Genomic DNA, 19,971 nt, shown 5'->3' on the forward strand with positions numbered 1-19,971 from the left:
AACGGGATGCGCGCAACCCTGCGGATGGCGCTGCTCTCGGGCGGACTGGTGGTCGCGTGCACCGCGCTGGCGCCGGGAGCGGCCCAGGAGGGCACGGGCCGGGGCGACCGGGACAACACGGTTGAGCCCACGCCCTTCCGGCCGCCGGTCGGCTTCACCGACGAAGTGGCGGCCCCGCCCCTGGCCAGGGAGATCACCGACGACCGGCGGCGGGCCCGCAACTATCCCGAACAGCCGCCGGTCATCCCCCACAACATCGCGGGCTATCAGGTCAATCTCCAACACAACCAGTGCCTGACCTGCCACAGCCGCCAGTATACCGAGCAGGTCCAGGCGCCGATGGTCAGCATCAGCCACTATCAGACGCGCGACGGGCAGACGCTGGGCGCGGTGGCGCCGCGCCGCTATTTCTGCACCCAGTGCCATGTCCCGCAGACCGACGCGCAGCCGGTGGTGGAGAACCGCTTCCGGCCCTTCGATGCACTGGTGGAGCCGACGCCCGGCGACGGCGGCGGGCGATGAGGCTTCCCGGATTCCTGACGCGGTCCTGGCAGGTCTTCTCCCGGCCGGCGACCCGGCTCAGCCTGGGCTTCCTCACGCTGGGCGGTTTCCTGGCCGGCGTGCTGTTCTGGGGCGGATTCAACACCGCGCTGGAGCTGACCAACCGCGAGGCGTTCTGCGTCGGCTGCCATGAGATGCGCGACAACGTCTTCGAGGAGCTGAAGACCACCATCCATTTCAGCAACCGTTCCGGCGTGCGGGCGAGTTGCCCGGACTGCCATGTTCCGCACGGGTGGACGGACAAGATCGCGCGCAAGATGCAGGCCTCGAAGGAGGTCTGGGGCACGATCTTCGGCAGCATCGACACGCGCGACAAGTTCGTCGCCAAGCGGCGCGAACTGGCCGAGCACGAATGGGCCCGGCTGAAGGCGAACGACAGCCTGGAATGCCGCAACTGCCACAGCGCGGCCTCCATGGACATCACCCGGCAGGGTGCGCGCGCCGCCCGGGTCCACGACGCCTTCCTGTTCACCGGGCAGCGCACCTGCATCGACTGCCACAAGGGCATCGCCCACCGGCTGCCGGACATGCACGGCGTGCCGCCGGGCTGGAGCGAGACGGTGGCCGGCACCCCCGCCACGTCCGGCCCCTGGCCGACACCCGCCGCGACACGCTGAAACCGGGGGCCGGCAGCGCCCCCGCGACCCTTCGTTCAGAGGGCCGTTTCAGAGAGGGCCGTGCGGTCCCCGTCGTAGCAGCCCGGGGCAGGGGCCGCTTCGCCGGCGATGCGCGCCAGCGTCGCCGCCATGTGCCGGGGCGGCGGGGCCGTGGCCGCGACCGGCGGGCTGTCCGCCGCGCCCAGGCGGAAGGAGACGCTGCGCGCGTGCAGGTGCAGCGGGACGGGCGGCGGCTGTTCGGCGCCGTAGATCGGATCGCCCAGGATCGGGAAGCCGGAACAGGCGCAGTGGGCGCGGAGCTGGTGCATGCGCCCCGTGCGCGGGGTCAGCTCCAGCCAGGACAGCCGCCCGTCGGTCGCCAGCAGGCGCCAGTCCGTCAGGGCCGGCTTGCCGTCGGGATCGACGACGACCTTGGAACAGCCGGGGATCTGGACCTTCAGGAGCGGCAGGTCGATGCGGCCGGCCTCGCCGGGCGGACGGCCGAGCACGACGGCCCAGTAGGTCTTGCCGACATGGCCGTGCAGGAACAGCCGGCCCAGCCGGGCGGCGACCTCGGCGTCGCGGGCCAGGACGAGGCAGCCGCTGGTGTCCTTGTCCAGCCGGTGCGCCAGTCGCGGCGGCTCCTCCCGCTCGAAGGCGACCCAGGGCAGGTACTGCTCCAGATGCTCCACGGTCTTGGTCCCGTAATGGACCGACAGGCCGTGCGGTTTGTCGAGGATCAGAACGTCCGCATCCCGGTGCAGGACGCGGGCGCGGATCTCCCCCGCGGTGTATGGCATGCCCGGCTCCCGGCGGTTCTGGCGGCCGGGGTTATACCCGGCCCGCCCCGCCGAGTCAGCGATGAGAGCACGCAGCGTCCCCGGGCCGCGGGCGGACCACCGCCCCCTTGACCTTCCAGCGGCTGGAAGCTCCATCTGTAAAGGGCATCGGAGGATCGAGCATGACCGCACTGCCCAGCACCGCCCACTCCACCGCGCCGACGGCCCTGCCGGCCGCCACCACGGCCCGGCTGGAGTTCCCCGTCACCGGCATGACCTGCGCCGCCTGCGCCGGCCGCATCGGCAAGGCGCTGTCGCGGCTGGAGGGCGTGGCGGAGGCCAGCGTCAATCTGGCGACGGAGCGCGCCACCATCGCCTTCGATCCGGCCCGCACCGCTGCGGCGGCCCTGCTGGATGCCGTGCGGCGGACCGGGTTCGACGCCCCGACGCAGACCCTGGACCTGGAGATCCGCGGCATGACCTGCGCCTCCTGCGTCACGCGGGTGGAGAAGGCACTCACGCGGGTGCCGGGCGTGCTCGCGGCCGATGTGTCCCTGGCGACGGAGACGGCGCGGGTCACCGTCCTGGGCACGGCCCCGGAGGCGTTGACGGCCGCCGTGGAGCGCGCCGGCTATCAGGCGGTTCCACGACAGGACGAGGCCGCGGCGGACGCGGATGCCGCGGCCGAGGCGCGGGCCCGGCGGGAGCGGCTGCGGGTGCTGGCCGCCGCGGCGCTGACCCTGCCGCTGGCCCTGCCCATGCTGTTCCAGGCCGCGGGGCTGCACGTCATGCTGCCGGGCTGGGCGCAGCTTGTCCTGGCGAGCGTCGTGCAGTTCTGGCTGGGCGCCCGTTTCTACGCCGCCGGCTGGCGGGCGCTGCGGGCCGGCAGCGGCAACATGGATCTGCTGGTGGCGCTGGGCACCAGCGCCGCCTATGCGCTGAGCGTCTGGCAGATGGCCACCGCGGACCCGTCCATGGGAGCGGCGCCGCATCTCTACTTCGAGGCGTCGGCCGTCATCATCACCCTGGTGCTGCTGGGCAAGTACCTGGAGGCACGGGCCAAGCGCCAGACCACCGCCGCCATCCGCGCGCTTTCGGCCCTGCGGCCGGAGACGGCGCGGGTCCTGCGCGACGGCCGGGAGGAGCTGGTGCCGGCCGCCGCGGTCCGCGTCGGCGACACGGTGCTGGTCCGCCCCGGCGAGCGCATTCCCGTGGACGGCATCGTGCGCGAGGGCGCCAGCCATGCCGACGAATCCCTGCTGACGGGCGAGAGCCTGCCCGTGGCGAAGGAGCCGGGCGCACGGGTGGCGGGCGGCTCCGTCAATGGCGAGGGACGGCTGCTGGTGGAGACCACGGCCGTCGGGGCGGAGACGGTGCTGGCCCGCATCATCCGGCTGGTGGAGAACGCGCAGGCCGCGAAGGCGCCGATCCAGCGGCTGGTGGACCGGGTGGCCGCCGTCTTCGTGCCCGTCGTGCTGGGCATCGCCCTTGTCACCCTGGCCGGCTGGCTGCTGGCGGGGGCCCCGGTGGAGACGGCGGTGGTCGCCGCCGTTTCGGTGCTGGTGATCGCCTGCCCCTGCGCGCTGGGCCTCGCCACGCCGACCGCCATCATGGCGGGCACCGGCGTGGCAGCGCAGGCCGGCATCCTGGTCAAGGATGCCGAGGCGCTGGAGCGCGCCCACGCCGTGGACACGGTGGTGTTCGACAAGACCGGCACCCTGACGGAGGGCCGCCCGGCGGTCGTGGCGCTGGTGCCGACCGGGATCGCGGAAGCCGACCTGCTCACCCTTGCCGCGGCGGTCCAGTCCGGCAGCGAGCATCCCCTGGCCGAGGCGGTGCGGACGGCCGCCGCGGCGCGGCATCTGGCGGTGCCGCCGGCCGCCGACCTGCGCGCCCTGCCCGGCCGCGGCGTGGCCGCCACCGTCGCCGGCCGCGACCTCCGCCTGGGCAGCGCCCGGCTGATGCAGGAGCTGGGGATCGACCTTGCCCCGCTGGCCGACGCGGCGGCCCGGCAGCAGGCGGAGGGCCGCACCGTCTCCTTCCTGGCGGACACCGCCGGTCCCGTCCTGCTGGGGCTGCTGGCCTTCGGCGACGCGCCGAAGCCGAGCGCGGCGCGGGCGGTCGAGCGGCTGCACGCGGCGGGGCTGCGCACCGTGCTGCTGACCGGCGACAACCGCGGCAGCGCCGAGGCCACGGCCCGCCGCCTGGGCATCCCCACGGTGCTGGCGGAGGTCCTGCCGGAGGACAAGGCGGCCGCGGTAGCCGCCCTGAAGGCGGAGGGCCGCACCGTCGCCATGGTCGGCGACGGCGTCAACGACGCCCCCGCCCTGGCCGCGGCCGATGTCGGTCTGGCCATGGGCGGCGGCACCGACGTCGCCATGCAGGCGGCGGGCATCACCCTGATGCGGGGCGACCCCGCCCTGGTGGCGGATGCGCTGGCCGTCTCCCGCCGCACCTACGCCAAGATCCGGCAGAACCTGTTCTGGGCCTTCGCCTACAACGTGCTGGGCATTCCGCTGGCGGCGCTGGGCCTGCTGAGCCCGGTGCTGGCAGGAGCGGCGATGGCCTTCTCCAGTGTCAGCGTGGTGACGAACGCGCTGCTGCTGCGGCGCTGGCGGCCGGGCGCCTGACCCCGGCGTCGGGTCTACGGGCGATTCGCCGTCGGCGGCCCCCTGCGACGCCCTCCGGCGGTCGGAATCGGGTCGGCACCGGGCGGGTCCCGGGTAGGCTCCCCGGTCACGCGCGCCACCCCGGACCCGCAGCGGCCGGGCGCGCGGCGACCGCTCCCCCGCCCCTCCGGGTACCATTCGATCGGGCAGGCGTCCGATCGGGCAACGAACGGTCCGCCAATGCGGCCGCCCGGTCCGAAAGCAACATGCCGCATCGCAGCAAGGAGAGAGGAGCGCCGCCGGATGGATCGGCAGGCGCGCCGGCCACGCCCGCAATGACCGCCCTTGAGCCCTAAGAAGAAAGGACTTTCCAGGACAGCCCCCCGATCGTGAAATTCTCGGCACAGCATCCCGGGGACAGCGTCGCCGGGGCCCCGTTACCGCACCCGCGAACTGTAGCGTGCCGGCAACAACCCCCGACAATCGAATGGGCTGCGCACGACTGAGTCGAAATTGGATCAAAGTTTCACAAAGCTGTAACACCATTCGGGAATACGGGCAGCGGAATTCGGAAGCCTCATGGCCACCCGGACCCGAATCACATTTGGGGGCTACGTAATGACCATGCAGACCAAGCGGGCTGCCGCAGCCTTGCGGCGGCATCTGAACGTGTTGAAGCTGGGCACCGGCGCCATGGCGCTGGCAGTCGCCTCGGCCTGGGTCGTCCCGGCGGTCGCGCAGGAGACCACCTCCTCGATCCGCGGCCAGATCTTCACCGCTGAGGGTGAGCCCGCGGCCGGCGTGAACGTCGAGATCATCCACACCCCGTCGGGCACCCGGTCCTCGGCCGCGGTGAACTCCCAGGGCACCTTCCTGGCGACGGGCCTGCGTATCGGCGGCCCCTACACCATCCGCTTCTCCGGGAGCGGCATCCAGACCCAGCAGGTCGAGAACGTCTTCATCACCCTGGGCGAGCCGTTCTCCCTGGACCTCGTGCTCCAGAGCGGCCAGCAGCAGTCGGTCGAGGAGATCATCGTCACCGGCCAGCGCACCACGGCCCTGGTGATCGGCTCCGGGACCCAGTTCGATCGCCGCGCGATCGAAGACACCCCGACCGCGACGCGCGACCTCAAGGACGTCATCAAGCGCGACCCGAAGGTCAGCCTGGACCCGACCAACGGCAACGCGATCACCATCGCCGGCGCCAACAACCGCTTCAACAGCCTGACCGTCGACGGCGTGAAGCAGAACGACGATTTCGGCCTGAACGCGAACGGTTACCCGACCCAGCGCGTGCCGATCTCGCTGGACGCGATCGACCAGCTCTCCGTCCTGACGGCGCCCTATGACGTCGAGTACTCGGGCTTCACCGGCGGCACGGTCAACATCGTCACCAAGTCCGGCACGAATGAGTTCGCCGGCTCGCTGTACTACTACTACTCCGACGACAACCTGTCGGGCGATCGGAGCAAGGACAACAAGAACATCATCTCGCCGTACAAGGACAAGACCTACGGCGGCTCGATCGGCGGTCCGCTGATCGAGGACAAGCTGTTCTTCTTCGTGAACTACGAGAAGTACAGCGGCGACAGCTCGATCTCCTACGGCCCCGAGGGGTCGGGCGCCGGCCAGACCGTGCGCGGCATCACCCAGGCCGAGTACGAGCAGGTCGCCGAGATCGCCCGCCGCGTCTATGGCTACGACGCCATGGGCCTGGGCGAGCCGCAGCCGGAGTCCGACGAGAAGATCCTGGCCAAGGTGGACTGGAACCTCACGGACGATCACCGCATCTCCGCCGCCTACCAGCGCGACGAGGGCAACAACTACGTCACCTCGTCCAACAACACCCGTCTGGGCTACGATTCGTACAGCTACGACCGTTCCCAGAAGATGGAGAGCTACTCCCTCCAGGTCTTCTCGGACTGGACGACCGATTTCTCGACCGAAGCCAAGGTCGGCTACAAGAAGGTCGACAGCCTGCGGCCGACCACCTCGCCGCTGAACTTCTCCTCCATCATCATCCGCGATCCGGGTGGCAGCCAGTTCGTTCTCGGCACCGAGCCGAGCAGCCAGTCCAACGTCCTCGAAACCGAGACGCTGTCCTACAAGCTGAAGGGCACCTACCTGCTGGGCGACCACAAGGTCGAGGCCGGCTGGGAGCGTGACGACTACGATTACTACAATCTGTTCGTGCAGCGCAGCCTCGGCGAGTTCGAGTTCAACACGATCGCCGATTTCGAGGCCCGCCGCGCCTCCCGCTTCCGCTACAACAGCGCCGCCGGGACGAACAACCCGCTCGATGCCGCCGCCGACTGGGGCTACAAGGTCGACAGCCTGTTCGTGCAGGACGAGTGGAACATCACCCCGGACTTCACGCTGACGGCAGGCCTGCGTTACGAGTACTACAGCTCCGACGACAAGCCGCGCCTGAACACGAACTTCGTCAGCCGCTACGGCTTCGGCAACGACGAGAACCTGGACGGCCGCGACCTCTGGCTGCCGCGCGCCGGCTTCAACTGGAAGGTCCAGGACAGCACCACCCTGCGCGGCGGCGTCGGCCTGTTCAGCGCCCTCGGCCCGACCGTCTGGATGTCGAACAACTACAGCAACGACGGCATCACCCAGGTCGGTGTCGACCTCCGCCGCGCCAGCTCGACGCCGGCCAACTCCATCCTGAACAACGTCGATCCGAACTCCTCGGCGGTCGTGCCCGCGGCCGGCCGGCTCCTGGCCTCCGGTAGCGACAGCTTCGTCAACGCGCTGGACCCGGACTTCAAGATCCCGTCCACTTGGCGCGCCAGCTTCGCGATCGACCAGGTGTTCGACCTCGGCCCGCTCGGCAGCGACTACGTCGTCACCGCCGAGGCGATCTACTCCCGCGTCAAGGAGGCGGTCAGCTACACCGACCTGCGTCTGATCAAGGTCGGCACCGCGCCGGACGGCCGCCCGATCTACCAGTCGCGCGCCGACGGCCGTCCGTCGATCGGCACCAACAGCGACCTGCTGGTCACGAACACCGACGAGGGGGATGGCGTCGTCCTGACCCTGGGTCTCGCCAAGACCTGGGAGACGGATTACGGCGACTTCGACCTGGGGGCGGGCTACGCCTACCAGAACATCGACGAAGTGCACGCGCTGACCAGCTCGGTCGCCTCGTCGAACTATGAGAACCTGGCCGTCAGCGATCCGAACGATCCGGGGGCCGGCACCAGCGACTACGAGGTGAAGCACCGCTTCACCACGAGCGTGAGCTGGTCGAAGGCCTTCTTCGGCGACTTCGAGACGACTCTGAGCCTGTTCCACGAGAGCCGCGAGGGCCGGCCCTACAGCTATGCCTTCCGCTGCGGTTCCTCGGGCGGCAACGCCAACCCGTTCGGCGATCCGGCCTGCACCAACAACAACCGGTCCCGCCAGCTCTTCTACGTGCCGTCGGGCGCGAACGACCCGCTGGTCACCTACGCCCCCGGCTTCAGCTACGATCAGCTCCTGCCGTACCTGGAAGAGAACGGCCTGACCAAGTACGCCGGCCGTGTCGCCCCGCGGAACGGCTTCACCAGCCCGTGGGTGCATACCTTCGACCTGCACATCGCCCAGGAGATCCCGGGCCTGCTGGAAGGTCACCGCGGCGTCTTCACCTTCGACATCCGCAACCTCGGCAACATGCTGAACAAGGACTGGGGCCGACTGGAGCAGGTCTCCTTCTCCGCCGGCCGCACGGTCGACGTGCTGGAGGCCCGGATCGTGGACGGCAAGTACGTCTACGCCCCCGGCTCCGCCGGCCTGAAGGACCCGAACTCCCAGGTCAGCGCACGCTCCTCGGTGTGGAGCGTCCTGGTCGGTGTCCGCTACGAGTTCTAAGCACCGACAACAGTACCCAGCCTCTGGGGGCGGCCTTCGGGCCGCCCCTTTTCTATTGGCGGTTCCCGCGACGACGGTGGCAGCGACCCGGCGGGGTCGCCGCTCAGTCCGTGCCGCGAAGGACGGTCAGGGGAATGCGGTGGCGGGCGCAGAAGACGCGCAGGGTCGGCACCAGTTCGCCCTCCACCGTGCCGCGGTAGAGGCCCCCGCCCTCATGCGCAAGGCCGAACTCCCGCAGTTCCGGGTGATGGCGCAGCACCGGCCCCGCCTCCACCCGCAGATCGGCGACCGGTCCCAGGCTCCGGCGCCAGTGCAGCCATTGCAGATAGCGCCGGTAGGACGGCCTTACCGATCCCAGCGCCCGCAGCGGGCCTTGCGTCGCCTCATAGGCGCGCACGATGTCGCCCGGCAGCAGTTCGGCCGTGAGCCAGTCGCGCGGGGCGAAGCTGGCGGCCGTGGCCGCCTCGATCACCTTCAGCCGGGCGCCCGTGGCGATCCGGCGCCGGCCGGTGCCGGGTCCGCGCTCGGCCCCCGCCTTCCAGCCGCCCGGCGCGCGCCCGGCCTTGCCCTGACGCTCCTTGTCGGCCTGCTGGCGGGAATGAAGGGCGTAGCCGCGCGCCCAGCGGCGGACGAGCGCCCGGTGTTCGTGGCCGCAGGGCTCGCCCAGGCGGCCCTCATGCTCGGCCGCGGTCAGCCGGGCGCGCAGGCCAGGAAACTTCCAGGCCGGAACATGGGAGGCGAAGGCGTCGCCCGCGCCGGAGGCGGCCGCGCTCATGGCGTCCCCCCGGCCCGGTCGAGGCCCGTCCGCTCCGCCGTCCGGGACAGCAGCAGACAGGGCAGCCCCGCCGCGACCGCAACATCCACCCAAGGGGCGAGGCGCAGGGCCGCCATCCTCTCCCCCGACCAGACCGGGATGGCAAGGCGGTCGCCGGCCGGCATCCGGTCGGCAAGGCGCAAGAGCGGGCGCCGCTCCCGCGACAGCAGCCGCACCTCCAGCCGGCCACCCGTCCGGCGCAGGTCCAGCGCGAAGCCGGCAAGGGCGGTGATGGCCCGACCGTCCAGCGGCACCCGGGCCGTGGCGCCCTCGGCCAGTTCGATCCGACGGGTCGTGTGCGCGTTCTCCACGTCCAGCACCAGCAGGTCCAGGCGGATCAGATCATCCTCCAGCTCCGCCCGCACCGGCAGCGGCACGATGATGAGCACCAGGGCCAGCAGCGCCGCGGCGCCGACCGGCCACCGCCCCGCCCTCCGTCCGCTGCGCCGGTTCCCGTCCATGGGCGCATGCTTAGCACGGATGCCGCGGCGCGGCATCTCCCGGCCACTCCGGGCCGTTGGGCTGGCGGGCGGCGGCATCCTGCGCTAGGAGGGGGCGGTCAGTTCCGGGAGAGATCATGTCAGCCTGCCCCTGCGGCTCCGGCCGCCCCATCGATGCCTGCTGCGGCCCCCACCTGTCGGGCGCCACCCTGCCCCCGACCGCGGAGGCGCTGATGCGCTCCCGCTACGCGGCCTATGCCACCGGGGCCGTGGACTATCTGGAGCAGACCCTGCTGCCGGAGACGCGCGGCGACTTCGACCGCGAACAGACCGTCAACTGGTCCAGCACCAGCGAGTGGACGGGGCTGGAGGTGCGCGCCACCGAGAAGGGCGGTGCCGCGGACGAGGAGGGCTGGGTCGAGTTCGTCGCCCGCTTCCGGACCGGCGGCAAGGACTATGTCCACCATGAGACCAGCCGGTTCGTGCGCCGGGACGGGCGCTGGTTCTACGCCGACGGCATCATCGGCACGAAGCCGCGCTCGGCCGCCAAGGTCGGGCGCAACGACCCCTGCCCCTGCGGCAGCGGCCGCAAGTACAAGAAGTGCTGCGGCGCCTGAACGCCGCTTGATCCAACGGCGATTCACGGCGAAACGCCCCCGCGGGGAGACCGCGGGGGCGTAAGTCCGGACAGGCGGTCCAGGATCGTCCTCAGTCGAACAGGTCGCGGCGCAGGCGGCCTTCGGCATCCCAGCGGGCGATCTGGCGGGTGGCCGCGTCCGCATCCATGCCGCGATGCTGCGCCAGGATGGTGTGCAGCGCCCGGTCGAGCCCGGCCCCCAGGGTGCTGGCCCGGCCGCAGGCGTAGAGCACGGCCCCCTTCTCATCCATCCATGCCAGCAGTTCAGCCCCGGCCTCGATCAGGCGGTCGGGGGCATAGCCGCCCTCCGGCTCCCGCGAGAAGGCCGTGTCCAGCCGGGCGAGCACGCCGCGGCGCATCCAGCCCTCCAGCAGGTCGCCGTAGAAGAAGTCCGCCTTGCGCTTGCGGTTGCCGAACACCAGCCAGACCGGCTGTCGGGCGCCCGTCTCCTCGCGCTCGGCCAGGAAGCCGATGAAGGGGGCGATACCGCAGCCGGCGCAGAGCAGGATCATCGGGCGGTCGGCCTCCGGCGGCGGCGGGTTGAAGGCGGGATGCCGGCGCAGGGCCGCGTCCAGCCGGTCGCCCGGCCGCAGCCCGCGGCAGAGCAGGCCCGACGCCTTGCCCAGGCTCTCGCTGCCGTCCGCCTCCCGCCGCCAGGTCAGACCGACCGTCAGCAGCAGGCGCTCCGGCCCGTGTCCGGGCGCCGCCGAGACGGAATAGGGGCGCGGCGGCTCCCCCGGCCCCGGCGCGACCATCAGCAGATCGCCGGAGCGGTAGTCCAGCGGACCGTCGGCCTGGAACAGCAGGCTCCAGGCCTCATGCGTGTCCGGATCGCCGGGATCGTTGAGCTGCTGACGGGAGACCAGCGTCAGCGTCACCGGGCGGTCGGCTTCCGGCGCCGCGACGCTGCCGGTGTCCACGCCGATCCGGGCGCCCACCGCCGCCAGCCAGTCCTGCCAGGGACCCGTGGCCTCCCCGTCCACGCAGGCCATGCCGACCACCTCCACCGCCCCGGCCGCCAGCAGCGCATCGCGCACCGCGATGCCGCCGGCGCAGTAGTCCGGATAGCGGCTGTCGCCCAGCGCCACCAGCGCGAACGGCACCCCTTTCAGGTCCGTTCCCCGGAGCCGGTGCAGGAAGGTCCGGCCCTGGTCCGGCACTTCGCCCTCGCCGGTCGTGGAGACGACCAGCAGGACCTGCCGGAAGTGCTTCAGTTCCTCCGGCGCCAGCGCGGCCATCGCCGCACAGGACACCTTGCCCCCGCCGGCGGCGAGCGCGGCGGCCGTGGCTTCCGCCAGCCGCGCGGCACGGCCGGTCTGGCTGGCGAAGGCGACCAGGATGTCGGCATCCGCACCGCCCGTCCGGCGGCGGGCCTGCCGCCAGCGACGGACCCAGGGCAGCACGCCGGTCACCGTCAGCCCGAGCAGGGCGAAAGAGGCCAGCAGGTTGACAAGGCCCGACCAGCCGCCGGCCCAGGTTCCTTCGTGCAGTTCATGGATCAGGCCCGGCCCGCCCTCCATCGGGGCCACGGCGCCGCCGCCGATCAGGAAGGCCGCACGGCCGTCGGGCGTGCCGGTGAGGAGCATCACCCCGTTGCCCATCCGCCGCGCCCAGACGAGAGCGGACAGGTCGGCGGCTGGCGCCGCCTGCTCCAGCGCCCGGGCGATGCTCGCCGGCGCGGCGGAGGGCGGGAGCTGCGGCCGGGCGGGACCGCCGATGTGCAGGATCATCAGCACCGCCGTCAGCGGCGTCAGCAGCACCAGCGGGAACAGAACCCAGCCGATGCCGCGGTGCCAGCCGGCGAGCGTACGGTTCAGCCGCGGCCAGGCCAGGACGGGGCCGACGATGATCAGCAGGGTCATGGCCCAGGTGGCGATCTCCACCAGGAGGCCGGCCTCCAGCAGCAGGTCCTCATGGAACCGTTTGACCAGCCCGAAGAAATCGGAGCCCTGCTGCGGCGCGGATATGATCGCGCCCGTCGCCAGATCATAGGCGTCCCGCACGCCGCCGGCCTTCGCCAGCACGAGCGTGCGCCCGTCGTCCCCGATGACCGCCATGCGCGCGGCACCGTCGGGATCGACGCGGTCGAGCAGGCCGACCAGGGCCGTCGTATCGACCGGAACCGGGCCAGCGCCGGAATCTGCCGCCGGAACCGCCTCCAGGATCGGCTTCACCGCCAGCACGGCGCCGGACAGGATGATCAGCACGAACAGCGGTGTCAGGATCAGGGCGACCCAGCGGTGGGCGAAAAGCAGGATGGATTTCAGATCATGAGCGGACATCGGCCGCCTCCCTGGCAGGTGCGATGTCGCGGCGGGGATCCCCGACGGCGTGGCGCAGTTCTGAAAACGGGCTGGACGGTCCCCGGCGCCGAAACTCCGGCGCCGGGGTGGCCGTCACGGTCAGCGGCGGGGTTACCGGCCGCCGGCCTTGTCGGTCTGTGCAGCGGGCGGCGAGGCCGGGGGCTGCGCGGCGGGCGCCTGCCCCCTCATGCCCGGCCCCATGCCCTGGCCGGGTCCCATGCCCTGACCGGGACCCATGCCCTGCCGGCCGGGTCCCATGCCCTGACCCGGCCCCATCCCCTGAACGGGGCCCATGCCCTGCCCCATGCCGGGGCCGCGACCCTGACCCATGCCGCGGCCCGGCATGGCGGGCGGCTCGTCGGGCAGGGTCACGCCCTGCTCCTTGGCCCGGGCCTGCATCCGGGCATGGTGCTCCAGCCGGATCTGCTCCCGTTCCTCCACGCTCCGCGCCTGCCGCATGCGGCTGCGCAGGTCCATCCGTTCCTGCGGCGTCATCAACTGGCTGCCGTAGATCGGGGTGTCGTCCGCTTCCGCCGCTGGCGAGGATGCCGGCGCCTGGGACTGGGCCATGGCGATCGATGCCGCCGGAAGCGACAGAGCGAGCGCCAGGACTGACGCTGTGAGCACGCGCATGGGATTGCCTCCGTTCTTCGGGGTTGGACCCGGCGGGAAGGATCGCACTCAGAACAGCCGCCGGGCCTTGAGATCTGTCAGGAAACGGCCTCCCTGCGACAGAATAACCAGCACAGGGCAACCGGCTTACTCCGGGCTCATTCATCCTCGAACACCCCCTGCCCCGCCCGGTCGTGGCAGGCCTCGCAGTTGGCCTTGGAGCGGATGTGGGGGCGTTCCCAGATCTGGGGCCGGAAATCGTGCTCGCGCAGCCACCAGCGCTGCTCGGTGATGCGGATCGTATCGGTATCGCCCCGGCGCGCCGCGTTCGCGGTCAGATAGGCGCGGATGTCCGCCGCCACCTCCGCCGGCAGGCTGGCATCCTCACCGAAGTGCCGGGGCAGCGTGTCCATGACGCGCTCCCAGCCCGCGGCGGGCAGCAGGGCCGCGGGAAAGGCCATGTGGCACTGACCGCATTCCTTGAGGGTCGCTGCATGGGTTACGGGGCGGGCCGCCCCGTCGCGGTCGTGCCCGTCGCGGTCGTGCCCGCCGCGGTCGGCAAGGGAGGGGCTGGCGAAGATCGGGGCAGCCACCGCGATCAGGGCGGCGGCGGCGAAGGCATGGCGCAGGCTCATGGGAGAGGTTCCTGTTTCCTGAAGGGCTGGCGGGAAGGCGGGCGCTGCGGTGGACGCGCGGCCGGCCTTACTGGCTGGCGAGGAAGCTGATGTAATCGCCCTTCTCCTGGGCACTGCACTCGCGGCCCAGCACGCCCGGGCAGTCACGGCGGAAATGCTTTTCGACATAGTCGGCATCCGTGAACCGCCAGGGGCTGACCGAGACGGCGACCGGCTTGATCGCCCGGCCGGTCTTGCGGTGCTGGCCCGTGGCGCGGGGGTCCGCCGTATGGCAGGCGGCGCAGCCGTCCGCCTCGGCGCCGGCGACCTGGCCGAGATAGATCGCCCGACCGCGCTCGGCGGAGAATCCGGTGAAGGCGGGGTCCTGCGCCTTCGCCTGCACCGCGTAGGAGGCCAGGAGGGCGTCGCGGCTGGCGGCGTCGTCACCCGCGGCCAGGGCCGGGCCGGCGGCCAGCAGAAGTGCGGCGGCGACCAGCGGACGGAGCCGGCGGGAACGGACGGAAGCAGCGGAAGGGAAAGCGTCGGTCGTCATGGGAACCTTCGGGAAAGCGGTGGCAAGGGTCGTCCGGCCAACCTGAACGCTGGCTGAACGATGGGGCCGCCGCGGGGGCGGTCCGGCGTGGAGGGAGGGGCGGAAAGGTCGGGAAAACCGGGGGGTTCCGGGCGGGGGGCGCGACCGGGCGCCGCCCCCTTTGCCGCCCGGGATCAGCCGTGCTTGCGCCCGGTGAGCATGGCGCGGACGAGATTCTCGCCGTGCATCAGGCCCGTCAGCAGGACGCCGGCGACATGCAGGCCGACCAGGACGAGGATTCCGGTGGCGGCCGCCTCGTGGATCTCCTCCAGGTCGTGCTCCCGGATGAAATCGCCGGGAACGCCGTACTGGAGCCCCACGCCCGTCGCCGTGGTGAGCAGCAGGCAGGCGAGCAGGGCGACGATCATGGCCCCGCCGGCCGGCGTGTGGCCGATGTAGCGCCGGGCATGGCCGCCGATCAGATCGCGGCAGTAGGCGAAGAAGCCCGCCGGCGTCGGCACGAAGTCGTCGAAGCGGGCATGCGGGCTGCCGGCCAGCCCCCAGAAGGAGCGCACGGCCACGATGGTCAGCACCGTGAAGCCGGCCGTGAGGTGCAGCGTGGAGGCGTCGTCCGAGCTGATCCAGGCGACCGCGACGGCCAGGGCGAGGGTCCAGTGCGAGACCCGCACCAGCGGGTCCCAGACCCGGACGCTGGCCGCGGGAGCCGCGGCAGCGTCGGCGCCGATCGTGTCGGACATGACGGCGTCAGGCTGGTCGGTGGTGCTCATCGGCGGTGCTCCCGCTCGCCCTTGCCCCGCCCTTCTTCCTTCAGGATGTCGCCGGTCCGGGAGTCGACATAGAGTTCGCGGCGGTTGCCGTTCGCGTCGCTCGCCTTGATCTCGTAGATGGCGCCGGTCTTGCGCTCCACCTCGCTGACGTCGGTGTAGCCCTGCTTCGCCAGCACGTCGATGAGCTGGGGAATGGCCATGGGGGCCGGGGCCTGGACACCGGCGACCGGGGCGGAGCCCACCGGAGAGGTGGCGGCCGGGGAGGCAGCAGTGGCCGCCGGGCCGGTGTCCTGAAGGATCTCCTTGGCGACGGCATAGCCGCCGACCAGGACGGAACCTGCAAGCAGGGTCGCGGCGGTGAGTTTGGCATAGATCATGGTCGTCCTCCGGGGGATGGGGGAAGGTTGCGATGCCGTGGAGACTGCCCGGGGCCGCCTGAACCTGCCCTGAACACCCCGTTCAGCGTGCGTTCAGCTTCGGAAGTGCTGAGTGGAGGCATGCAGAAGAAGACGATCCTCGCCCTGGCGGGCCTTGCGGTCTGCGGGCTCTTCCTGACCGCCGCCCCGCCTCCCTTGCGCGCGGACGACGACCGCGGGCGCGATCATGACCGCGCCCGCGCCGCGGTGCTGCGGGGGGAGGTGCTTCCCCTGCGCGACATCCTTGAGCGCGCGGAGACGGAGTTTCCCGGACGCCTGCTGGAAGCGGAACTGGAGGACGACCACGGCCGCCTGACCTATGAGGTCAAGCTGCTGACCGAGGACGGACGGGTGCTGGAACTGGTCTATGACGCCCGCGACGGCACCCTTCTGGGCGTCGAAGGCCGCGACCTGGAACGGCGCCGCGGGCATCACGGCCGGGGGGAGCGCGACCGATGAGGGTGCTGGTCGCGGAGGACGACGAGGCCCTGCGCCGCCAGCTCCGGGACGCGCTGGCGGCGTCCGGCTATGCCGTGGACGAGGCGCCCGACGGGGAGGAGGCTGCCTTCCTGGGCGAGACGGAACCCTATGACGCCGTGGTGCTGGACCTGGGCCTGCCGGTCCGGGACGGCCTGTCCGCCCTGCGCGGCTGGCGCCAGCGGGGCATCGACATGCCGGTGCTGATCCTGACGGCGCGCGGCACCTGGCAGGAGAAGGTGGAGGGCATCGACGCCGGCGCCGACGACTATCTGGCCAAGCCCTTCCGTATGGAGGAGCTGCTGGCCCGGCTGCGCGCCCTGATCCGCCGGGCCGGAGGCCATGCCGCGGCGGAGTTGCGCTGCGGCCCGGTGCTGCTGGACACCCGCACCGGCCGGGTCAGCGTGGACGGACGGCTGATCTCCCTGACCGCCCATGAGCTGAAGGTGCTGGACTATCTGATGCACCACCAGGGCCGCATCGTCTCGCGCACCGAGCTGACGGAGCATGTCTACGCCCAGGACTTCGACCGCGACAGCAACACGATCGAGGTCTTCGTCGGCCGGCTGCGCCGCAAGCTGGGGGTGGACGTGATCCGCACCGAGCGCGGGCTGGGCTACCGCATGGATGCGGGGTGATGGCGTCGGGGTCGCTGAACGGACGCCTGCTGGCGCTGGCCGCGGTCTGGGTCACGGCAGCCCTGGTGATCGCTGGGATCTTCCTGACGGATCTGTTCCGCCGCCATGCGGAAGCGGACCTCGCCCGGCGCATGGGCCACCAGCTGGACGAGCTGGCGGCGGCGCTGGAGGTCGGCACGGACGGCCGGCTGGCCGTCACCCGCGACCCCGGCGATCCCCGCTTCCACCGGCCCCTGTCGGGGCTCTACTGGGAGGTGATGGTCGGCGATGCGGAGGTGCTGCGTTCCCGCTCGCTCTGGGACCAGACGCTGGCGCTGCCGGTGGACCGTCCTGAAAGCGGCGAGCTGCACCGGCATGAGCTGACCGGACCGGGCGGTGAGCGTCTGGTCGCCTGGGAACGCGCGCTGGAGCTTTCCGGGATCGACCTGCCGGTGCGCGTGGCCGTGATCGCCGATGCGGCCGACGTCCAGGCGGCGACGGCCGATTTCTCGCAGGTTCTGGCCCTGTCCCTGGCGATCCTGGCGGCGGGACTGATGGCGGCGGCGGTGGCCCAGGTCCGGCTCGGCCTCGTGCCGCTGCGCAGCATGCGCAAGGCCCTGGCGGCGCTGCGGGCGGGTACGGCGACGCGGCTGGAGGGACGCTTCCCCGACGAGGTGCAGCCCCTGGCCGACGACCTGAACCAGCTCCTGGCCGAGAATGCAGCGATGGTGGAACGGGCGCGGGCGGAGGCGGCCGATCTGGCGCATGCGCTGAAGACCCCCCTCGCCGTCATCGCCAATGCCGTGTCGGCTGGCGGGCCGGATGCCGCCGGCACCGTCGCCCGCGAGGCCGACCGGATGCAGCGCCAGATCGAGCGCCATCTGGCCCGGGCCCGCGCCGCCGCGGCCGGGCGCACCCTGGGCAGTGCCACTGCACCGGCGCTGGCGACCCTGCGTCCGCTGGCGGCGGCGGTGCAGCGGCTCCATGCCGACCGCGGCATCCGGATCGAGCTTTCCGGCGACCCCGGCATCCGCATCCGGGGCGACGCCCAGGACGTGCAGGAGATGGCGGGCAACCTGATCGACAACGCCGCCAAATGGGGCCGCTCCCTGGTCCGTGTCGGCGTCACCCAGGCCGGAGCGGTCGCCGTCGTGACGGTGGAGGATGACGGCCCCGGCATCCCGCCCGGACGGCGGGCCACCCTGCCGGAACGTGGCCGCCGGCTGGACGAGACGGTGCCCGGCACGGGCCTGGGGCTCGCCATCAGCGACGAGCTGGCCCGGCTGCACGGCGGCTCCCTCCGTCTGGACGACTCCCCGCTGGGCGGGCTCCGCGCCACGCTGGAGTTGCCGGCCGTCCCGCCGCAGGCTTCCCGCGGCAGCGCCTGACCCGCCGTCAAGGCGAACCGTCGCCTGCCGCCCTCCCTGTCCCTGGACATGACCGGACGGACAGGTCTCCGGCGGGCGGCCGCGTCCGACGACTTCATCCTTCTGGTTACGGTCAAGTATACACCGTCGGATAGAAGGCCCTTCCCCCCACTGTCCCTTGGTCATTGCGGAGACAATCTTAGGCCAATCTTAAGGGGCGATGCGCCTCAATCGGGCATCCAATCCGGGGGGAGTCCTGCCATGCCGCGTCTTGTCGATATTTCTATTCGTGTCCGCATCTTCGCCGCCTTCGGGCTGGTCCTGTTCGTGACCCTGGGTCTCGGTGGCTTCGGTCTTGCCCAGCTCACCAGGATCGACGATGCCGCGGACGTGGTGGTGGGCAACTCGTTGCCCTCCGTAATCGAGAGCAATGCCATCCTGAAGGATGTCATCAACTACCGCCGCTACCAGTCGGCGATGCTGCTGAACACCGATCCGGAGGCCATTACCGAGCGCAAGAAGTCGCTGGCCGAGCTGGCGGCCGATATCGCGGCAAAGCGCAAGGCCTATGAGGTCCTGATCACCACAGACCGCGATGCCTTCGAGAAGTTCGACCGGGCCTGGGCCCGGTTCCTGCCCCTGGCGGCGGAGATCGAATCCCTGATGAAGGCGGGCAAGCGCGACGAACTGATGGTGATCTACAACGGTCCGGCCCGCCTGACCGTTGATGAGGCGCTGAAAGCCCTGGACGAAGCCGTCGAGATCAACCAGCGCGACGGCAAGGACGCGGGCGATACCATCACCGCGGCGACGCAGAGCGCCACCTTCGGCACCATCGTCGCCCTGATCGCCGCCGCCGGCCTGTCGATCGGCGCCGGGCTCACGACCGTCACCACCGTCGCCGGACCGGTCAACCGCCTGACCGACACGATGAACCGGCTCAGCCGCCGCGACCTGACCGCTTCGGTGGACGGCGCCGACCGCAAGGACGAGATCGGCGCCATGGCCCGCGCCGTGCAGGTCTTCAAGGACGGGCTGATCGAGGCCGAACGCCTGACCGCCGCCCAGAAGGCGGAGGAGAAGGCCAAGGCCGCCCGCACCGCCCGGATCGACAGCCTGATCCGCAGCTTCGACGACACGTCCAGCGAATCGCTGCGTGCCGTCGCCGCCGCCGCCACCGAACTGGACGCCACCGCCCAGAGCATGGCCGCCATCGCCGACGAGACCGGGCGTCAGGCCGGTTCCGCCGCCTCGGCCGCGGAGGAGACGACGGCCAACGTGCAGACCGTCGCCTCGGCCGCTGAGGAGATGGCCGCCTCCATCCAGGAGATCAACCGGCAGGTCAACCGCGCCAAGGACGTGGCCCAGCGGGCGGCGGAGAGCGTGCAGGAGACGAACGTCACGGTCGAGGGCCTGACCGCCGCGACGCAGAAGATCGGCGAGGTGGTGACCCTGATCCAGGCGATCGCGGCCCAGACCAACCTGCTGGCCCTGAACGCCACGATCGAGGCGGCCCGCGCCGGGGAGGCCGGCAAGGGCTTCGCCGTCGTCGCCAGCGAGGTGAAGAACCTGGCCGGCCAGACCGCCAAGGCGACGGAGGAGATCGCTGCTCAGATCTCCGCCGTGCAGCGGGTGTCCGCCGAGACGTCCACCGCCATCCAGACGATCGGCACCATCATCGAGGAGGTCAACGGCATCTCCGCCACCATCGCCGCGGCGATGGAGCAGCAGGGCGCCTCGACCAACGAGATCAGCCGCAACGTGACCCAGGCCGCGGCCGGCACGCAGGAGGTCTCCGCCAACATCGGTCAGGTGACGCAGGTCACCGGCCAGGCCGGCGCCGCCGCCACCCAGGTGCTGGGCGCCGCCGGCGAACTGGCCCGCCATTCGGAGACCCTGAAGCAGGAGGTCGAACGCTTCCTCGCCGCCATCAAGGCGGCCTGATCCCGGA

18 protein-coding genes are annotated in these 19,971 nt (G+C 71.6%); 9 read left to right on the forward strand and 9 right to left on the reverse strand.

Features of this window, described 5'->3' with window-relative positions:
* Positions 1–6: 6 nt before the first annotated feature.
* Together ACFQPS_RS00275 and ACFQPS_RS00280 are read left to right on the forward strand one after the other, a co-directional pair.
* Entirely contained in the window at positions 7–522 is a 516-nt protein-coding gene (locus tag ACFQPS_RS00275; protein WP_377355446.1) for a nitrate reductase cytochrome c-type subunit, read from the forward strand.
* Entirely contained in the window at positions 519–1,178 is a 660-nt protein-coding gene (locus tag ACFQPS_RS00280) for a NapC/NirT family cytochrome c (RefSeq protein ID WP_377355447.1), read from the forward strand. Before ACFQPS_RS00275 ends, ACFQPS_RS00280 begins: the two co-directional genes overlap by 4 nt.
* Positions 1,179–1,213: 35 nt before the next feature.
* Here ACFQPS_RS00280 and ACFQPS_RS00285 read toward each other — a convergent pair whose 3' ends face one another.
* Positions 1,214–1,957, reverse strand: a complete 744-nt coding sequence (locus ACFQPS_RS00285; RefSeq protein WP_377355448.1) for an RluA family pseudouridine synthase — start codon at positions 1,955–1,957, stop codon at positions 1,214–1,216.
* Positions 1,958–2,118: 161 nt separating this feature from the next.
* On the opposite strand from ACFQPS_RS00285, the gene ACFQPS_RS00290 reads away from it, so the two are divergent.
* Together ACFQPS_RS00290 and ACFQPS_RS00295 are read left to right on the forward strand one after the other, a co-directional pair.
* Positions 2,119–4,566, forward strand: coding sequence for a heavy metal translocating P-type ATPase (locus ACFQPS_RS00290; protein WP_377355450.1), 2,448 nt, complete (start codon positions 2,119–2,121; stop codon positions 4,564–4,566).
* A 597-nt stretch (positions 4,567–5,163) separates the two neighbouring features.
* A complete protein-coding gene (locus ACFQPS_RS00295; RefSeq protein ID WP_377355452.1) occupies positions 5,164–8,403 on the forward strand; it encodes a TonB-dependent receptor in 3,240 nt (1,079 codons plus the stop codon).
* Positions 8,404–8,506: 103 nt separating this feature from the next.
* On the opposite strand, the gene ACFQPS_RS00300 is transcribed toward ACFQPS_RS00295, so the two are convergent.
* On the reverse strand, positions 8,507–9,178 hold the full coding sequence (locus ACFQPS_RS00300; RefSeq protein WP_377355454.1) for a hypothetical protein: 672 nt from the start codon (positions 9,176–9,178) through the stop codon (positions 8,507–8,509).
* On the reverse strand, positions 9,175–9,678 hold the full coding sequence (locus tag ACFQPS_RS00305; RefSeq protein ID WP_377355456.1) for a hypothetical protein: 504 nt from the start codon (positions 9,676–9,678) through the stop codon (positions 9,175–9,177). Before ACFQPS_RS00305 ends, ACFQPS_RS00300 begins: the two co-directional genes overlap by 4 nt.
* A gap of 116 nt (positions 9,679–9,794) precedes the next feature.
* On the opposite strand from ACFQPS_RS00305, the gene ACFQPS_RS00310 reads away from it, so the two are divergent.
* A complete protein-coding gene (locus tag ACFQPS_RS00310) occupies positions 9,795–10,274 on the forward strand; it encodes a YchJ family protein (protein WP_377355457.1) in 480 nt (159 codons plus the stop codon).
* Between the two features lie 91 nt (positions 10,275–10,365).
* Here ACFQPS_RS00310 and ACFQPS_RS00315 read toward each other — a convergent pair whose 3' ends face one another.
* From ACFQPS_RS00315 to ACFQPS_RS00340, 6 genes are all read right to left on the reverse strand, one after another.
* Entirely contained in the window at positions 10,366–12,576 is a 2,211-nt protein-coding gene (locus ACFQPS_RS00315; RefSeq protein WP_377355459.1) for a PepSY domain-containing protein, read from the reverse strand.
* A 132-nt stretch (positions 12,577–12,708) separates the two neighbouring features.
* Positions 12,709–13,230: a hypothetical protein gene (locus ACFQPS_RS00320; protein WP_377355460.1), complete on the reverse strand. Its 522-nt coding sequence runs from the start codon at positions 13,228–13,230 to the stop codon at positions 12,709–12,711.
* Between the two features lie 137 nt (positions 13,231–13,367).
* Positions 13,368–13,844, reverse strand: a complete 477-nt coding sequence (locus ACFQPS_RS00325; RefSeq protein WP_377355462.1) for a cytochrome C — start codon at positions 13,842–13,844, stop codon at positions 13,368–13,370.
* Positions 13,845–13,911: 67 nt separating this feature from the next.
* Positions 13,912–14,376, reverse strand: a complete 465-nt coding sequence (locus ACFQPS_RS00330; protein WP_377355464.1) for a DUF1924 domain-containing protein — start codon at positions 14,374–14,376, stop codon at positions 13,912–13,914.
* Between the two features lie 173 nt (positions 14,377–14,549).
* Positions 14,550–15,143 (reverse strand): cytochrome b/b6 domain-containing protein, encoded by a 594-nt coding sequence (locus tag ACFQPS_RS00335; protein WP_377355466.1) that lies wholly within the window; start codon positions 15,141–15,143, stop codon positions 14,550–14,552.
* Positions 15,140–15,520, reverse strand: a complete 381-nt coding sequence (locus ACFQPS_RS00340) for a PepSY domain-containing protein (protein ID WP_377355467.1) — start codon at positions 15,518–15,520, stop codon at positions 15,140–15,142. Before ACFQPS_RS00340 ends, ACFQPS_RS00335 begins: the two co-directional genes overlap by 4 nt.
* A 120-nt stretch (positions 15,521–15,640) precedes the next feature.
* On the opposite strand from ACFQPS_RS00340, the gene ACFQPS_RS00345 reads away from it, so the two are divergent.
* The 4 genes from ACFQPS_RS00345 (at position 15,641) to ACFQPS_RS00360 (ending at position 19,964) form a co-directional block, all read left to right on the forward strand.
* Positions 15,641–16,018 (forward strand): PepSY domain-containing protein, encoded by a 378-nt coding sequence (locus ACFQPS_RS00345; protein WP_377355469.1) that lies wholly within the window; start codon positions 15,641–15,643, stop codon positions 16,016–16,018.
* Positions 16,015–16,674, forward strand: a complete 660-nt coding sequence (locus ACFQPS_RS00350) for a response regulator transcription factor (RefSeq protein WP_377355471.1) — start codon at positions 16,015–16,017, stop codon at positions 16,672–16,674. Before ACFQPS_RS00345 ends, ACFQPS_RS00350 begins: the two co-directional genes overlap by 4 nt.
* Positions 16,674–18,041: a sensor histidine kinase gene (locus ACFQPS_RS00355; RefSeq protein ID WP_377355474.1), complete on the forward strand. Its 1,368-nt coding sequence runs from the start codon at positions 16,674–16,676 to the stop codon at positions 18,039–18,041. Before ACFQPS_RS00350 ends, ACFQPS_RS00355 begins: the two co-directional genes overlap by 1 nt.
* Positions 18,042–18,281: 240 nt before the next feature.
* Entirely contained in the window at positions 18,282–19,964 is a 1,683-nt protein-coding gene (locus ACFQPS_RS00360; protein ID WP_377355476.1) for a methyl-accepting chemotaxis protein, read from the forward strand.
* The last annotated feature ends 7 nt before the right edge of the window (positions 19,965–19,971 follow it).

Origin of the sequence: Rhodocista pekingensis (assembly GCF_042665545.1) — a bacterium.
GTDB lineage: Bacteria > Pseudomonadota > Alphaproteobacteria > Azospirillales > Azospirillaceae > Rhodocista > Rhodocista pekingensis.

What these genes read in the sequence shown, in the direction of transcription:
- ACFQPS_RS00275 (WP_377355446.1), top strand. Translation starts at nt 7, where the DNA reads ATGCGCGCAACCCTGCGGATGGCGCTGCTCTCGGGCGGACTGGTGGTC.
- ACFQPS_RS00295 (WP_377355452.1), top strand. Translation starts at nt 5,164, where the DNA reads ATGACCATGCAGACCAAGCGGGCTGCCGCAGCCTTGCGGCGGCATCTG.
- ACFQPS_RS00280 (WP_377355447.1), top strand. Translation starts at nt 519, where the DNA reads ATGAGGCTTCCCGGATTCCTGACGCGGTCCTGGCAGGTCTTCTCCCGG.
- ACFQPS_RS00355 (WP_377355474.1), top strand. Translation starts at nt 16,674, where the DNA reads ATGGCGTCGGGGTCGCTGAACGGACGCCTGCTGGCGCTGGCCGCGGTC.
- ACFQPS_RS00360 (WP_377355476.1), top strand. Translation starts at nt 18,282, where the DNA reads ATGCCGCGTCTTGTCGATATTTCTATTCGTGTCCGCATCTTCGCCGCC.
- ACFQPS_RS00305 (WP_377355456.1), bottom strand. Translation starts at nt 9,678, where the DNA reads ATGGACGGGAACCGGCGCAGCGGACGGAGGGCGGGGCGGTGGCCGGTC.
- ACFQPS_RS00300 (WP_377355454.1), bottom strand. Translation starts at nt 9,178, where the DNA reads ATGAGCGCGGCCGCCTCCGGCGCGGGCGACGCCTTCGCCTCCCATGTT.
- ACFQPS_RS00330 (WP_377355464.1), bottom strand. Translation starts at nt 14,376, where the DNA reads ATGACGACCGACGCTTTCCCTTCCGCTGCTTCCGTCCGTTCCCGCCGG.
- ACFQPS_RS00285 (WP_377355448.1), bottom strand. Translation starts at nt 1,957, where the DNA reads ATGCCATACACCGCGGGGGAGATCCGCGCCCGCGTCCTGCACCGGGAT.
- ACFQPS_RS00340 (WP_377355467.1), bottom strand. Translation starts at nt 15,520, where the DNA reads ATGATCTATGCCAAACTCACCGCCGCGACCCTGCTTGCAGGTTCCGTC.
- ACFQPS_RS00335 (WP_377355466.1), bottom strand. Translation starts at nt 15,143, where the DNA reads ATGAGCACCACCGACCAGCCTGACGCCGTCATGTCCGACACGATCGGC.
- ACFQPS_RS00350 (WP_377355471.1), top strand. Translation starts at nt 16,015, where the DNA reads ATGAGGGTGCTGGTCGCGGAGGACGACGAGGCCCTGCGCCGCCAGCTC.
- ACFQPS_RS00320 (WP_377355460.1), bottom strand. Translation starts at nt 13,230, where the DNA reads ATGCGCGTGCTCACAGCGTCAGTCCTGGCGCTCGCTCTGTCGCTTCCG.
- ACFQPS_RS00345 (WP_377355469.1), top strand. Translation starts at nt 15,641, where the DNA reads ATGCAGAAGAAGACGATCCTCGCCCTGGCGGGCCTTGCGGTCTGCGGG.
- ACFQPS_RS00310 (WP_377355457.1), top strand. Translation starts at nt 9,795, where the DNA reads ATGTCAGCCTGCCCCTGCGGCTCCGGCCGCCCCATCGATGCCTGCTGC.
- ACFQPS_RS00315 (WP_377355459.1), bottom strand. Translation starts at nt 12,576, where the DNA reads ATGTCCGCTCATGATCTGAAATCCATCCTGCTTTTCGCCCACCGCTGG.
- ACFQPS_RS00325 (WP_377355462.1), bottom strand. Translation starts at nt 13,844, where the DNA reads ATGAGCCTGCGCCATGCCTTCGCCGCCGCCGCCCTGATCGCGGTGGCT.
- ACFQPS_RS00290 (WP_377355450.1), top strand. Translation starts at nt 2,119, where the DNA reads ATGACCGCACTGCCCAGCACCGCCCACTCCACCGCGCCGACGGCCCTG.